General features: G+C 39.5%; 13 protein-coding genes. 3 read left to right on the forward strand and 10 right to left on the reverse strand.

Annotated features, from left to right (window positions below; all coding sequences use genetic code 11):
• Positions 1–38: 38 nt before the first annotated feature.
• Positions 39–239: a cold-shock protein gene (locus ACQKL6_RS02610; RefSeq protein ID WP_071349777.1), complete on the forward strand. Its 201-nt coding sequence runs from the start codon at positions 39–41 to the stop codon at positions 237–239.
• A gap of 218 nt (positions 240–457) precedes the next feature.
• Here ACQKL6_RS02610 and ACQKL6_RS02615 read toward each other — a convergent pair whose 3' ends face one another.
• From ACQKL6_RS02615 to ACQKL6_RS02655, 9 genes are all read right to left on the reverse strand, one after another.
• Positions 458–1,288 carry an enoyl-CoA hydratase-related protein gene (locus ACQKL6_RS02615; protein ID WP_427591238.1) on the reverse strand — a complete coding sequence of 277 codons (831 nt, stop codon included), beginning with the start codon at positions 1,286–1,288 and terminating at the stop codon, positions 458–460.
• A 199-nt stretch (positions 1,289–1,487) separates the two neighbouring features.
• The gene (locus ACQKL6_RS02620; protein WP_402868663.1) at positions 1,488–2,480 is read right to left on the reverse strand and encodes an ABC transporter ATP-binding protein; all 993 of its coding nucleotides are present in this window, start codon (positions 2,478–2,480) and stop codon (positions 1,488–1,490) included.
• A gap of 12 nt (positions 2,481–2,492) precedes the next feature.
• Positions 2,493–3,503, reverse strand: a complete 1,011-nt coding sequence (locus ACQKL6_RS02625; RefSeq protein WP_402868665.1) for an ABC transporter ATP-binding protein — start codon at positions 3,501–3,503, stop codon at positions 2,493–2,495.
• A 48-nt stretch (positions 3,504–3,551) separates the two neighbouring features.
• The gene (locus ACQKL6_RS02630; RefSeq protein WP_402868667.1) at positions 3,552–4,481 is read right to left on the reverse strand and encodes an ABC transporter permease; all 930 of its coding nucleotides are present in this window, start codon (positions 4,479–4,481) and stop codon (positions 3,552–3,554) included.
• Positions 4,481–5,410, reverse strand: coding sequence for an ABC transporter permease (locus ACQKL6_RS02635; RefSeq protein WP_402869855.1), 930 nt, complete (start codon positions 5,408–5,410; stop codon positions 4,481–4,483). Before ACQKL6_RS02635 ends, ACQKL6_RS02630 begins: the two co-directional genes overlap by 1 nt.
• 119 nt (positions 5,411–5,529) lie before the next feature.
• Positions 5,530–7,164 carry a peptide ABC transporter substrate-binding protein gene (locus tag ACQKL6_RS02640; protein ID WP_427650520.1) on the reverse strand — a complete coding sequence of 545 codons (1,635 nt, stop codon included), beginning with the start codon at positions 7,162–7,164 and terminating at the stop codon, positions 5,530–5,532.
• A gap of 538 nt (positions 7,165–7,702) precedes the next feature.
• On the reverse strand, positions 7,703–8,278 hold the full coding sequence (locus ACQKL6_RS02645) for a GNAT family N-acetyltransferase (protein WP_427591235.1): 576 nt from the start codon (positions 8,276–8,278) through the stop codon (positions 7,703–7,705).
• A 63-nt stretch (positions 8,279–8,341) separates the two neighbouring features.
• On the reverse strand, positions 8,342–9,577 hold the full coding sequence (locus ACQKL6_RS02650; RefSeq protein WP_427591233.1) for an NAD(P)/FAD-dependent oxidoreductase: 1,236 nt from the start codon (positions 9,575–9,577) through the stop codon (positions 8,342–8,344).
• 96 nt (positions 9,578–9,673) lie between these two features.
• A complete protein-coding gene (locus ACQKL6_RS02655; protein WP_427650522.1) occupies positions 9,674–9,823 on the reverse strand; it encodes a hypothetical protein in 150 nt (49 codons plus the stop codon).
• Between the two features lie 102 nt (positions 9,824–9,925).
• Between ACQKL6_RS02655 and ACQKL6_RS02660 the strand changes: the two genes are divergently transcribed.
• Together ACQKL6_RS02660 and ACQKL6_RS02665 are read left to right on the forward strand one after the other, a co-directional pair.
• The gene (locus ACQKL6_RS02660) at positions 9,926–10,552 is read left to right on the forward strand and encodes a CAP domain-containing protein (RefSeq protein ID WP_427650524.1); all 627 of its coding nucleotides are present in this window, start codon (positions 9,926–9,928) and stop codon (positions 10,550–10,552) included.
• Between the two features lie 201 nt (positions 10,553–10,753).
• Complete coding sequence (locus ACQKL6_RS02665; RefSeq protein WP_427650526.1) at positions 10,754–11,353, forward strand: exonuclease domain-containing protein; 600 nt, start codon at positions 10,754–10,756, stop codon at positions 11,351–11,353.
• 286 nt (positions 11,354–11,639) lie between these two features.
• On the opposite strand, the gene ACQKL6_RS02670 is transcribed toward ACQKL6_RS02665, so the two are convergent.
• A complete protein-coding gene (locus ACQKL6_RS02670) occupies positions 11,640–14,030 on the reverse strand; it encodes a YhgE/Pip family protein (RefSeq protein ID WP_427650527.1) in 2,391 nt (796 codons plus the stop codon).
• Positions 14,031–14,082 lie beyond the last annotated feature (52 nt).

Here is a 14,082-nt window from a genome sequence, read left to right on the forward strand (position 1 = left end):
TAACACAATGTGTGGATTCACACTAGGAGGCAACAAAAATGGAACAAGGTAAAGTAAAATGGTTTAACGCAGAAAAAGGATTCGGCTTCATCGAACGCGAAAACGGAGACGATGTATTCGTACATTTCTCAGCTATTCAAAGCGAAGGCTTCAAATCATTAGACGAAGGTCAATCAGTTACTTTTGAAGTTGAGCAAGGTCAACGTGGACCCCAAGCTACTAACGTTCAAAAAGCATAATAATATCCATCATATATAATGGACTCTACTCGTAGAGTCCATTTTTGTTGTTGTTTTTTATAGAAATCAAAAAAAACCCATCAAATTGATGGGGTACACGAAACAAGTTTAGTAAATGGTAACCAAAGTATAACACACTAAGAACGGAAACCCTAATTATTCCGAAAAGTACAATAACAAGCCTGTTTACTTCATTAAATTATCGAAATTGCTCCTATTCATTCGACACCCCAGGGATAGAACGGTGGCATATCCGTACTGCTCTTCATCGTAAATTTTGCCTTCCGATTTTCCAGATAAGCTCCAATCCCTTCTTGTGCATCCGCTTGTTTCCCAGTCCAATGGAGCATTTTAGATTCAATTTTATGTGATTCATGGGGATGATTGGCCCCCAGCATCGTCCACATTAGTTGCCTAGATAATGTAACAGAAATAGAAGAGGTATTTACCGCTATCTCATTGGCAATTTTCATGGCTGTAGCCATCAACTGATCAGGCTCGACAACTTCGTTTACTAATCTTGCTTCATACGCTTCTCGTGCGGAAATCATTCTACCGGTAAACACCCATTCAGTCGCCTTACCCATGCCCACGAGTCTTGGTAGGAACCATCCACTGCAGGCCTCCATCGTAATCCCCCGCTTTGCAAAATCAAAGCTCACTTCCGCATCAGATGAAGCAAGCCGGATATCCATCGGTAAAGTCATAGTGATTCCAATCCCGATAGCAGAACCATTAATTGCGGCAATAATTGGTTTTTTCATATCAAATATTCGTAATGATAAGACCCCACCAGCATCTCGATATTCCACTAAAGGAGTATGGTCCATAAATGTTTCCACGCCTTTTTCCAAATCCATACCAGAACAATACCCTTTTCCGGCACCGGTCATTATAATCGCCCGTACTTCATCATTTTCATCCGCTTTATCAAAGACTTGAATCAGCTCTTGACACATTTTTTCATTAAAGGCATTCATTCTTTCAGGGCGATTGAGTGTAATTATCATAACATGATCAACAATTTCAGCTTTTATTGTAGAATACACTTTTATTCCTCCTTATCTCACAGAGCATAAAGACACCGAATAATATTTTTACATATAATAACATTTTATATGTTTGATTTCCCAAAAGATAGAATTAAGTATAAGAGTCCTTAATTTTTTCTGTCTATTTAGTTGAGATTCCTCCCTTGGATGTAAAAAAGACCAGTTGCACAAAGGCCAACCGGTCTTACTATTTGATTTACCAGTATAAATGGCAAGCAACGAAGTGCCCTGGCTTTTGTTCTTTCCATTCTGGTATGGCACTGGAACACACTTCCATGGCTTTTGGGCAACGTGTACGGAATACACAACCGCTCGGCGGATTGATTGGACTAGGTACATCACCTTTCAAAACAATCCGCTCCCTTTTAACTGTAGGATCCGGAATAGGTACAGCAGATAGTAGCGCTTGTGTATAAGGATGTAGCGGGTCTTTAGTAAGAGAATCACTATCCGAAAGTTCCATCATCCTACCTAAGTACATAACTAAAATACGGTCTGAGATATACTTTACCATTGATAAATCGTGAGCGATGAATAAATAGGTCAACCCCATCTCCTTCTGCAATTCTTTGAGTAAATTTACTACTTGGGCTTGGATGGATACATCAAGAGCTGATATGGGTTCATCACACACAATGAATTTTGGATTTAGCGCTAACGCCCTTGCAATCCCGATTCGCTGACGTTGTCCGCCACTGAATTCATGTGGGAACCGACTGATATGTTCAGGATTTAGTCCAACCAGCTTTAGCAAATCTTCTACTCTCTTCTTTTTTTCTTTTCCTTTTAAAATCCCATGAATGGCAAGAGGTTCTCCTATTAGTTCCTCTACTTTCATACGAGGGTTTAGCGATGCATACGGATCTTGGAAAATCATTTGGATTTCTCGACGGACTTTCGACATTTCCCCCTGTTTATAATCAAAAATATTTTTCCCTTGAAAAAGGACTTCTCCATCTGTCGGCTCATATAGTCGTGTGATTGTACGTCCTGCCGTGGATTTACCACAGCCGCTCTCCCCAACTAGACCAACAGTCTCCCCCTCAAATATCGTAAGGTCCAGTCCATCAACAGCTTTCAACGAATCGGAACCGATAGGAAAATACTTCTTCAAATTTTTTATTTCAACAAGACGAGATCTTTTGCTGAGATCTTTTTCTTTTAATGACTCATTTTTCAGTGAAACCATGATTCTCCTCCTTTATACCGTAGTCGTAGATTGATCTCTTGTTGCTTTTGCCATCGGATGATGAAGCCAGCATGCTGCCGTCTGTCCCACTTCCACTTCTTCAAGTTCCGGGTTATGGTCTTTGCATACTTTCATTGCATATTCACATCTTGGATAAAAGGGGCAGCCCTTTGGTGGATCTAATAAATCGGGAGGAGACCCAATGATTGGAATCAACGGATCCGTTTTTTCCATATCTAGCCTTGGCACGGTTTTGAGAAGACCCTTTGTATAGGGATGCTGTGGATTTGCAAATATCGCTTCTACCGTTCCAGTCTCCACAACCGTGCCCGCATACATTACGATTACGCGATCGCAGGTTTCTGCAACAACACCTAAATCATGTGTTATAAGGATAATAGAAGTATCCATCCTTCGCTGAATATCTTTCATAAGTTCTAAGATTTGTGCTTGAATCGTTACATCCAATGCAGTTGTTGGCTCGTCAGCAATTAATAATTGTGGATCACAGGCCAGGGCTATCGCGATCATTGCCCGCTGACGCATCCCCCCCGAAAACTCATGCGGATATTGTTGCATCCTTTTTTCCGGTTGGGGGATGCCCACCAATTTTAAAGTATCTAAGGCCCTTTCATATGCATCTTTACGAGAGATTTCTTTATGTTTTAAAATAGACTCCATGATTTGAGTGCCTATCTTGGTTGTCGGGTTAAGCGAAGTCATCGGATCTTGAAATATCATACTGATGTCATTGCCTCGAATTTTCTGCATTTCCTTTTCATTGGCTTTAACGAGATCTTTTCCATTAAATAGTATCGATCCTTTTTCATACTGTGCCGGTGGTGTTTCCAACAATTTCATTATGGACTTTGCCGTTACGCTTTTTCCGCACCCAGACTCTCCTACAATCCCAATGGCTTCCCCTTTTTCCACCTGGAAGTCCACACCTCGGACAGCCTGCACTTTACCCGCATACGTATGGAAGGTGATGTGCAGATCATTGACCTCTAACAATTTCCCCATTAACGTCCCTCCTATTCTAGTTTCAATATCTTTATGATTAGGACTCTATTATTTTCTAAGCTTTGGATCCAGTGCATCCTGAAGACCATCACCCACTACATTGAAGGCAAACATCGTCACCGAAATAAGGATGGCTGGGATTAAAAGCTGATAGAAATTACCGACTAAAATACTTCCCAAAGCATCACTTGTAAGGGTACCCCAACTAGCTTGAGGAGCTGGCACACCTAGCCCTAAAAAGCTCAACGTCGCCTCGGCAAAAATTGCAGTAGGAACGGTCAATGTTAAATTTACTAAAATAGGTCCCATTGTATTGGGAATCATATGTTTCCTTAATGTCCAATTCGTATTAGCACCAGAGATAGTGGCTGCATGGACATATTCATTTTCCTTTAGCTGTAATACCTGGCCCCGGACCAATCGAGCCATTGGGATCCAGCCTGTGATCGTCATTGCGATGATAATTGGTAATATACCAGGATCTAAAACTACCATCATTAAAATGACCATCAGTAAATATGGAATGGCATAGATGACTTCGGCAAACCGCATCATTAAATTATCCGTGCGCCCACCACGTATAGCTGAAATCCCACCATAAATGACACCGATTATAAAATCGATAAGAGCAGCCATCAATCCTATAAATAAGGATATCCTCGCCCCATACCAGGCTCTCGTAAATAGATCTCTTCCGGCTGTATCCGTACCGAACCAATGTTCAGCGTTTGGTCTAAGATTCTTTTTTGCAAAATCTTGTTCGTAATATGAATATCCATTCATGTAGGGCCCGAAAATAGCCATAAACACTAATAGGACAATAAGAACAAAACCTGCCATGGCCAGCTTATTTTGCTTAAACCTTCGCCATACATCAGACCAAAATGATATGGTTGGCCTTGATATTTTTTCCGCTTCCTTAAAATTATCTTCTGCGGGCGAGAACATTTCTTCGGTTAAATGCACTTTTTCTGCCATTATTTACTCTCCCCCGTCACTTTAATTCTCGGGTCAATCAACGTATAGGCTACATCCACTATGAAAATCAATATGACAAGCACTGCACTATACACTATTGTGGAACCAAGAATAACCGGGTAATCCCGATTGAAGATTCCTTTTACAAACATCTCTCCCATCCCCGGAATTCCAAAAATGCGCTCAATAATGAAACTTCCCGTTACAATGTTGGCCGTCAGAATGCCAAGAATCGTAATGACAGGTAAGATGGCATTTCGAATCGCATGTTTGATAATAATGCTACTTCTTTTCAAGCCTTTGGCCTTAGCGGTCAATATGTAGTCCTGACCCATGACTTCCAGCATGCTCGTCCGCATTAACCTTGCAATAAAGGCCAGTGGCATCATGGACAGGGCGATAGAAGGTAAAATCGTATGTTTCCAAGTCGCCCATGTAGCAACTGGAAACACTTTGAATTCTATAGCGAGATAATTAATCAGCACTGTAGCTAAGATAAAGTTCGGCACTGATATACCAACAATCGCAATGATCATTGATAGATAATCAGGTATTTTATTTCGATATAAGGAAGCCACTACACCTAGAATCAGACCAAAGAAAACGGCAATGGCCAACGCTTGCGCACCTAAATGTAAAGATACTGGGAACCCGTTCACAATATAGTCATTCACGGAAATGGATGAAGATTTTAAGGAAGGACCAAAATCAAACCGAAGCACTTCCAATAAATAATTTCCATATTGGGCTAATAGTGGTTTGTCCAATCCATAATGGGCTTGTAGATTTTCATATACTGCAGGAGGCATTGTCCCTTCTTTAGCAAAAGGATTTCCTGGTATGGAATGCATAATGATAAAAGTGATTGTAATGACCGCCCATAAAGTTATAATTGCCCATTTTAATCGATTCATCGTATATCTCAACATGGTAATCACCTCAATTCTCGTTTTCATAGAAGTTTAAAGCAGAAATGAATTCATGAAATTTTCAACTGAAAAATGGGGTATGTCCGAATAAGGACATACCTCCCATCACTATCGTGCCTTTATTTTTTGTCTGCGTAAATAAAGTTTGGATATTCGTTGATTGGTGCATAAATTCCTGTAACATTCGATTTAACCATGTATGGTTTAGTATAGAAGTAAATCGGGATAATCGGCATTTCATCAATTAATACTTTTTCAGCCTTGTGTAGAATAGGCATGCGATCTTCCGGTTTCAATGCAGTTTTTGATTCCTTAAGATACTTGTCGTATTCCTTGTTAGACCAATCGGCATCATTATAAGCGCCATCAGTCTCCCAAAGCATGAATGTCATTGGATCGACATAATCACCAACCCAGCCAGCACGTGAAATTTGGAAATCTCCCGCTTTTTCACGGTCTAATTTAACCTGGAATTCAGCATTTTCCAATTTGACTTCAACACCTAAATTTTTACGCCACATTTCTTGAACAGCTTCGGCAATTTTCTTATGGGCATCTAATGTGTTAAATAAAATGGAGAAATCAGGCATTTTTTTCATACCCTCTTCTGCAAGGCCCTCTTTTAATAACTTTTTAGCTTCATCTACATTTTCTTCAAAAAGGTTACCTGTATTTTCCTGGAAATCACCAGTGGCATCAGGAATACCAGGAGGAACGATACCATAGGCTGGCTGTTGGCCACCTTGAGTAACATTATCCGTGATCATTTTACGGTCAATGGCCATGGATAAAGCTTTTCTGACTTTAATATTATTGAATGGTTTCACTTTAGTATTTAAGTTGTAATAGTAAACGGCAAGTTCTGGACCATTTTGGAATTCTTTATCTCCAGAGTTAACCAGCTGGCCTTGTTTGTCCACTGGTAATGGATATGCCAGGTCAAGTTCACCATTCTCATACATTTGCCATGCTGTATTTTCGTCTTCAATTAGAGCGAAATTTACCGCATCCAATTTAACTTGATCCTTATCATAATAATTTTCGTTCTTCTCGATTTTAATGCTCTCTTTATGTTTCCATTCTGTTAATTTGAATGGTCCGTTCGAGACATGCGTCTCTCCTTCTTGAGCCCATTCAGGATTTTCTTCTTGGACTTTTTTATTGATTGGGAAAAATGCATAGAATGATGTTAAGTCCAAGAAATATGGAGTAGGCTCTTCTAATGTAACTTCTAATGTAAGATCATCCGTAGCCTTTACACCAACATCCTCTTCCTTGCCTTTTTTCGCGTTGTACGCTTCTCCCCCTTTAAGGTAATAAAGTTGGTAAGCATAGTCAGCCGCAGTGTCAGGATTCAAAGCATATTTCCATGCATATTCAAAGTCATTGGCGGTAATGGGATCTCCATTCGACCACTTTAAACCATCTTTTAATTTAAATGTCAAAGTTTTACCATCATCACTAGTCTCCCATGATTCTGCAACCGCTGGAACGATTTCGCCTTCCTCGGTCTTCTTAGTCAACCCCTCGAAGGTATGATTTAGAATCCAAGAATCATGAGTTCCTTGTGCTTTAGCAGGGTGTAGTGATCCAGGTTCGGATGAGTTATTCAGATTTAACACCTTTGGTTCAGTGGATTTATTAGTGCCTTCCTCTTTTTCTTTCGAAGTTTCCTTCGATCCTCCATTACACGCGGCCAGTACCAGTATCATGGCTAAAAACAATGATAGTACTGAAAATTTAGACTTTTTCAAATATTTTCCCCCTCTGTACGATTTAATTGTGGAGTCACCCAAGCTCAGGCCCCTCCCATTTCTACTCTATCAACTGCCGGCTTATTTCATTCCGGAAATTTTCTGCGAGGATTAGTTAGAAGTTTAGCGTTCATCATTACACTTAGTCAGCAAACCGATTACACTCGTTTTGCCCTTTTCCTCGGAAAACCCAAAAAACAGCAGTTTAATAGCTTAAAACCACCTTCCTTTCAAACCTCGCAAAAGGATAATATTATTATATTCGACCATAATTTGCTAAACCCTTCAAAATATTACAAAATTAAATAATCTATTTTGTACCCCTTATACTACATTTTTAAATATATACGGCTTTAAAAGTGGACTAAGTTCCCGGATAATCTGGTTTCAAATGGCTGGATGGTTTATGATTCTAACAAAACGATGAATGGATGGAACTTTGGACGTTCATCTATAAATGTTCACATATCAGGCACAAAAAAAGCCCATGATTGGGCATTTTCTCTGATGCACTAAACAAAACTCTCTGTTTCAGTCCCTATAGAAAGCGGGGGGGCAATGAGCCAGAATTCAATGCACTATATTCACTATTCAATAACGAAAAGATCCGGACATCTTGAGATTCTTTATTAAAATATAGATAATTTCTAAGCGTTCCTTCTTCCTGAAATCCAACTTTTTTCAATAAGTTAGTCGAAGGCATGTTATGCGGAAAAGCCATCGCGGCAATGCGATGCAACTCAAGTTCATGAAAAGAGAATCTCAATACTTCTCTGACCGCTTCCCACGTATAGTACTTTCGCCGATAATCAGGGTGAACTTCGTAACCTATTTCTGCCCTTTTATTAGACTTATTCAAATGATTTAAACCTACCGTCCCAATGAACCTTCCTGTATCTTTTAAGACCATTCCCCATTGGATTCCTCTTTCATTAATGTATGAGCTTCTAAAAGAATGAATAATCCTCTGTGACTCTTCTAACCGAAGCAATGTTTCAATGCCCCCATACCGGGTTACCTCTTCCCTTGAAAGGATATCAAACAGACTTTCTGCATGCTGCTTACCTATTTCTATCAAATACAGCCTATCCGTCTCTAATTCAGGAAACTTCATTTCTTTTCCCCCTAGTAATCATCCTTTCCTCTATTATTCTATTCTCTAGGGCGTGTTTCCTGTTTAACCGACAGTTCCTTTCATAAGAGACCTTTCCTTTAAGTATAAGTTTGAATCGGGATGTCTATTCTTTGTTATCAAATCTCTAATGATTTGTGAGAGAATGACACTATAAACTGTACCATTTCCCCCATACCCCATTAAGAAATAGCAGTTAGGGTAATTCGGATAAATCCCAATGGTTGGTAAACCATCATGTGACTCACCAAAGAAAGCACCCCAATAATAATCTGCTTGGACCACGCCCTCCAATTCTGGGAATAAACAGACAAGTTGACTCAACAATTCATCTCGCTTATGTATGATTTTTGAATCTCTCTTCTCGGAATAGGTTATTCTTTCGTCTAATCCACCTATGATGATCCGGTTATCAACCGTTTTCCTTGCATATAAATAAGGCCTTGCCGTTTCCCAAATCATCATTCCTTCATCCCATTTGGCAAGATTTGCAATCTGATTCGTTGCAATGGCATAGGAACTGAGAATCATAGCATTCGGATCATTCACTTCTTCTTGGGCTTCATAGCCTGTGGCAAAAATAACATGATGTGCACGGATAGAATGACCTGTATCGGTGATTAACTCCGTATGATCATCTTTCAAGATTTTTCCATTGATTTTCGTATTGGAAAATATACGCACACCTTGTTGATAAGCCTTTTTCAGTAATAAATGAGCATGCTTATAGGGATTTATTTCGGCGTCATTCCCTGTGACAAGCGCCCCTGCTTTAAAAAAGGAAAAATGTTTTCCTATTTCGTTTTCCGAATAATATTCTACTGGAAAGTTGCGGTTTTGAAGGTTCTGATACTCTTCTTTCAACATAGAAACATCCTCTGGATTAGAAGCATAATACAAACTCTTTCTAATCTTAAAGTCTGAGTCATCAGCTAAGCTTGGGACAACCTTTTTTTCAAGCGTACGTATGGCTTCCAAGCAGAGCTGGACATGTCGAGTACCAGCTTCTTCTCCAAAACTATGAATCAGAGATGTTAAGGATTTATCATTTGAATATTGTAAAAGACCCGTGTTAGCCACCGTACTGCCTGTACTTAAGTCCCTCTTATCTACAAGAACCACATTAAGTCCCGTCTCCGCGAAAAAATAAGCACAATGTGCTCCGGACGAACCAGATCCCACTATGCAAACGTCACACATAATGTCTTCTTCCAATATTGGATATTTCATTTCTTCATGGTAAGTCTCATTCCAATATAACTTTCCGGATTTCAAATCCATCCTTACCTTCACCTTCCTATTAATGTACGATTTGTACTTGTTTTAGTTCTATATCTATACAATAGAGTCTTATAAACTAATCCTTCTTTACCCTTATCATGGTAAGATGCAAACAAAAAAATAATTCTTTCCGAACAAATATTGATGGATATCATACGGAGACAATGGACTAGCTATACCATTAACGCCATCCAAATCAAGATAGTATGTACCTACTTTCTTTTTAGATAGAGCTAATTCTTTCATCCTGGTTTTCCCCTTTTCAAAAATTAACCAGTTTACGTTATCCTAATTTTATAGCATACTAGATTTTCATTACTGAATTTTTTTGTAAAAGGAGGAAGTTCAATGAAGATAATAATTTTACCGTCTGTACTAACTTTATCGCTACTTTTTCCAACTGTGGCTTTAGGGTCCAATTCCTATACAGTGAATAATGGAGATACTTTAACGAAGATTGCTACTGAACATAGTATCAGCCTTTCCGATTTGCTTATGGCGAATACTATTTTAGATGATCCTAATCAAATTAAAATTGGCCAGGCTATCTCCATACCCACCACCAAAAATGAAACAACCCACGAAAGTAACTCTTCAGTTGAACAACAAGTTCTTGACCTAGTAAATTCTGAACGTTCAAAAGCTGGACTGAAAGACTTGGAATTGGATCAAGAGCTCTCAAATGTTGCAAAAACAAAATCAGGGGATATGCGTGACAATCATTACTTCAGCCATACAAGTCCTACCTATGGTTCCCCTTTCGACATGATGAAGTCCTTTGGTATTGGTTATACATATGCAGGGGAAAATATTGCAGCTGGCCAAACAAGTGCATCTGCAGTGATGAAATCATGGATGAATAGTCCCGGACATAAAGCCAACATTTTGAATGGGAATTATACGCATATTGGAGTTGGATATGTTCAAGGCGGAACCTACAGCCGTTATTGGACGCAGCAATTCATCGGAAAATAAGAAAAAATGCAGCTTATTCGCTGCATTTTCTTCTTTACCCTTTGGCTTTAATAAAAATCCCCCTGAATGTATAGATGGCTCCTTTCATTGTTTGCATCTTTTTTTAAACTTTTATATTATACTAGTCTTTAACGGCTGATATTATACTCCGTTCGCTAAATAAAAAATTTCAGATAGTAGTATACATTGGAGGAAAAGTAATTGTCTAATAGAGTAGGTTTAGTTCTGGATGTTGAGACGACAGGATTGCGACCGGGATCGGATGAAATTATCGAACTCGCTTTAATCCTTTTCACCTATAACAGCGAGACTGGAAATATTTTAAGTCTAATTGAACAAGATTCATTTTTAAGAGAACCACTCTCATATCAAGCAAAACGGAATTACGGTCAAGCATACAGAGTTCATGGAATATCCTATAGTTCTGTAGAGGGGAAAAGTTTTCATGATGAAAAAATCAAATCATATATATACCGTGCCGATTCCATTTTCGCCCATAACGCCTCCTTTGACCGCAGTTTTCTCTACCAGATGTATCCGGAAATCAATGATCATAAGTGGTTTTGTACAATGCGAAATGTCCCTTGGAAACAATATGGTTTCCTAAATAGTAAACTATTAACCCTGCTTCAAGCCCATGACATCACTAACTTTCAAACACATCGAGCCATGGATGACATTTCATACTTAATGCAATTGTTGCAAAAATCAAATCCATTAGGCCTTCCTTATTTAAAGGATGTTATCGCTAAAAAACCAATGAGAAAATATTCGCCTTCTTCTCAAAAATCTCATGTATAAAAAAAGCAGGAAAATCCCCAGTGAATTTTCCTGCTTTTCCACGTGTATTCCGTTCTGCAAAAAAAGCCAACACTCTTTAAAATGATATAACGAATGAGACTGGCTCACCATATTGTCGTTGTTATCACCTACAACCATTCAAAAAAATAGGGGCTGTCCCAAAAGGGGTAATTACACCGAAATTGAATAAATGGTAAAAGGCAGAAACGTTGATTTAACAACATTTCTGCCTCTTTATTTTTGTGAAATTCCCTGGAATAAGGACTTATTAGACAGCCCCATTCCCTTATACCGCTAACTCTTCTTCTTTAGCTAACGCATTTTTTTGCTTTTCGAACCTTAAGCTGTAGTAAACGATAGATAGAATCAAAGCCACTACCAAGAAAATCGCCAAAGTGCCAAGATTATGCCACATGAAACCATAATCGCCTGTGGAGATAACCGCTCTAAAAGCATTAATCGAATAAGTCATCGGTAAGAATGGTGTAAAGTGTTGCAAGAAATTAGGCACCAATTCATTCGGGAAAGTCCCTCCGCTACTAGTCAGCTGAAGAATCAAAATAAGCAAGGCTATAAAACGCCCTGGATTATCGAAAGCTGCACCAAGGAACTGGATGATCGCCATAAAAGTGAAGCTAGCCATAATGCTAATCATGAAGAATAGCGGGATGCTTGTAACTTCGATTTCTAAGCCTAATATCAATATCGTATCCACCAAAATGGCTTGACATAGCCCGACTAGAGCCATGACACTATATTTACTGATAAACCAACCGAACCCATTTTTAGGAATGACAACTGGATCCCTCAACGGGAAAATAATCGTCAATACGATTGCTCCAATAAACAAGCTCAATGAAACCAAATATGGTGCAAAACTTGTACCATAATTCGGTACATTATTTATTGGCATTTTATCGACTTTAACCGGACTTGCAAACATATCATAGACATCATCATCCGCTTTGATGTCACTTGCATCCTCCGCTCCATCTTTCAACTCATCATGTAATTCTTTTGATCCATCCGAGAGTTTGACAACGCCATCTTCAAGCTTAATGGCTCCATTGGCCAATTCTCCCATTCCATTGGTCAGGCTTGATGATCCTTCTTTCAATTTATCTGTTCCAGCAACCAGACTTTTCGATCCTTCTGAAAGTTGGGAAGTCCCACTAGATAATTGCTTGGAGCCATCTTCTAATTGGTCAAGTCCCGTGACCAAATTATTGCTGCCTTCCGTTAATTGACCAAGTCCATTCTGAGCCGTATCTATGCTTTCACCGAATGTCGTTAAACCGGCTACCAATTGTCCCTGTCCACTTTCTAGTTCACCTGCTCCACTAGCCAGTTTTCCTTGTGCTTCGGACAATTGGCTGAAACCATCACTAAGCGCGTCCGTTCCTTTTCCCAATTGACTTGCACCATCACTAAGACTTGTACCGCCTTTGGAAATTTCAGAAGCACTAGCTGAAAGTTTTCCTACTCCCTCGGAAACTCCCTTGCTTCCCTCATTAATTTTAGTCAATGATGTAATAAGACCTTCCAAACGCGCTTTTTCAGCTGGGTCTTCCGAAGCCTGAGATTGTTGCTTCAATCCGGAAATAACTTCATCGAGCCCCGCAGAAACTTGAGCCGCACCTGTTTTTGCTTCACTGGCAGCAGCACTCCAATCGTTCAATGAAGATGAAAGTTGACTTGCACCCGCCGCTACACCATTAGCTCCTTCAGACAGAGTTGGGAGTTTTCCTTCAATCTGATTGAAACCTTCCAAGGATTGTTGCAAACCTGTTGCTAACGTACCCGTTCCTGCTTCAGATTTCTTTGCTCCCTCTAAAAGTTCCGTTTGTCCTGCTTTCATTTGCCCGAAACCAGAACTGAATTGTTGTAATCCTTGGTTTAGCTCTTTTGAGCCACTCGCTGCTGAACCGACACCATTCGAGAAGGTCACCGATTTTTCGGCCAACTTTTCAAGGTTATTTTGGATTTCAACCGATCCTGACTGAACAGAACTAATTCCTTCATCCACTTTCTCTGCGCCTTCTTTGGCAGAGTTAATTCCGGTACCTAGCTCTTTTGTTCCGTCTTTCACACTATCCGTACCATCCTTCAGCTCACCTGCTCCATCGCTAGCATCTTTAAGGCCGCTCGCAACATCTTGCAAACTATCGAACATCGACTCCGCATAAGTTTTCGTAACTGCTGAAGAAACCTCTGCCTTGATTTTTTCGGATGCGGCATCACCAATCTTAGTGGAAATGTAGTTATAGCCTTCATTAGATGTGTAAATCAAATCCAATTTTTCCGGTTCATCATCTTGCAAAGTGGTTGCATTCTTAGAGAAATCCTCTGGAATTTCTATTTTCATATAATAGTCCAGATTTTTCAGTCCTTGATCCGCTTCTTTTTGACTAACAAAATGCCAATCAAAGTCTTTCTTTTCCTTCAACTCTCCCACTAAATCTTTTCCAATGGTGAGTTCCTCTTCATTAAATTCAGCCCCAACGTCATTATTGACAATGGCAACCGGCAGTTGGTCAACCTTTCCGTATGGATCCCAAAATGCCCACAAAAACGTTCCGCTATAAAGAAGGGGAATACTGATGATCCCTATGATTGAGATTAGTATTATAGGATTCTTTATAATCGCCAAAAATTCACCCTTTAACGATTTAAACATGATTTTCAAATCCTCCTCCAAGAAGTACTGACCAATTCATTCATTCAGTCAT

Origin of the sequence: Peribacillus sp. NPDC097197 (assembly GCF_050278025.1) — a bacterium.
Classification (GTDB): Bacteria; Bacillota; Bacilli; order Bacillales; family DSM-1321; genus Peribacillus.